Origin of the sequence: Gemmatimonas sp. (genome assembly GCF_041689975.1) — a bacterium.
Lineage (GTDB): Bacteria > Gemmatimonadota > Gemmatimonadetes > Gemmatimonadales > Gemmatimonadaceae > Gemmatimonas.
Window position 1 is genome coordinate 1 of sequence record NZ_JBDNFF010000277.1, and the last position, 1,689, is coordinate 1,689.

Here is a 1,689-nt window from a genome sequence, read left to right on the forward strand (position 1 = left end):
CCGTACAGCGGCTTGTAGACACCGTTGTGGCACGTCACGCACTGTGCTTTCGGCGCGTCGCCCTGACTTCCGAGGCGCATCGACGGATACACGGGCTGCAACGGCGACAGGTAATTCTGGTTCACGTCGCGCAGCATGAGAATGCCATGGTATGCCGTGACACGAGTCGGCGGAGCTTCCTTCCAGCTCGCGAACTGCCGCGAGTTGTGGCAATACGTGCAGTTCACGCCCAATGACTTGGACTGGCTGATCATGAGCGCGTACGTCCACTCCGTCTGCTTCACCGAACTGCGATTCACGTTGCTCGGCGCGATCTGCTGCGAGATGACGCGGGCGCCGTCGCGATCGAGATAGTGCCGCAGATAATCCGTTTGGCTGGAGTAGAACCACAAGCCATTGGGCAACGGCTTGCCCAAGTGACAGGTGTAGCAGGTCACGCCAGTGTACTTCACGTGCTGCGAATACTGGCCGTTGATCTGGCGGGTCATCTGCAGCATGCGGCGCGCCACGAGCTTGGTGTAAATCGGCTTGCCGGTGGGCAACGTGTCCAAGGCGAAGTTGGCGACGTTGTGGCAGTAGGCACAGTTGCCGGTGCCCGCCACCCAGGTGCTCATCGCCACCATCGTTCGGTTGAACTCGCCGACCGAGATGTCATTCAGCACCTGCACGTTCTTCCACGGGAGCGGACCCGGCGGCGACTCGCCGGCAGGGGGGAGCGGCGTGGGGATCTTCACCTGCGCGAACTGCTTCTTCAGGTCGCCGTGGTCGTAGTTCTGCTCCATGCCGGTCCCGCGATACCCAACCTGCACCGAGTCGGTTTCGGCGTTACCGCACGCCCCCAAAGAGAGCAGGGCGAACGGGGCCACCAGGCCAATGGAACGTCGAAGGATGCTCATGGCGTCTGCCTCGCGGTCGTGGAATCGGCCTTCGTCGAATCCGCCGTCATCGAGTCTGCCGGAATTAGCAGGGCAGTCGAGTCGAGCATCATCGCGGGCTGCGGTGCGTCGTATGACGGGAACGTATCCGGAGCCGTGCCCTGATAGCGGCCACGCAACAGCTGCTGCTGCTCTGGCGTGAGCACGTTGTTCGCCGGGTATGGTGCCACGAGGCCGTTCTTCACGCCCCAGAGATACCAGTTGTCGACGACCGTTCCGGTGAGGAGGATGCCGATACCGCCGGTGAAGGTCGTGAGCACGGCAAACCACCAGGCCCAGCGGTGGATCGATTCCATCGTGGCGTTGAAGCCCATCGTCCAGCGCCAGAAGAGCATCGAGCGTTCGGCGGCCGTTCCCCGGTCCGTGATCTGTTCGATTTCACGCTCACCACCCAAACGGGCGACGGCAAGAATGGTGGCGGCGTGCATGGCGAAGAGCACGGCGCTACCGTACAGGAACACGATCGAGAGTGCGTGGAACGGATTGTAATACAGGTTGCAGTAGCGGATGGAAAACGCCGACGTCCAGTCCAGGTGCGGAAAGACACCGAACGGCACCATCTCGCTCCAGCTGCCGACGATGAGCGGCTGAAAGAAGAATGCGAGGTACAGGAAGATTGCCGACGCGAAGGCCCATGGCAGGTGCGTGCCCATGTTCAACGCGCGCGCCCGGCGGTAGACGCGCACCCACCAGAGCAGGATGCTGATCGTCAGGAAGAAACCGGCCATGAGGTACCATCCGCCCTGATTCAGCG

1 protein-coding gene and 1 pseudogene are annotated in these 1,689 nt (G+C 62.2%); both read right to left on the minus strand.

Annotated features, from left to right (window positions below):
• Nucleotides 1-896: photosynthetic reaction center cytochrome PufC (pufC, locus tag ACESNG_RS17035; RefSeq protein WP_373069941.1), on the minus strand; the 896-nt coding region annotated here is incomplete at its 3' end.
• Nucleotides 893-1,689: pseudogene (locus ACESNG_RS17040) on the minus strand (hypothetical protein); the annotation flags it as partial. The gene pufC and the pseudogene ACESNG_RS17040, both read right to left, overlap by 4 nt.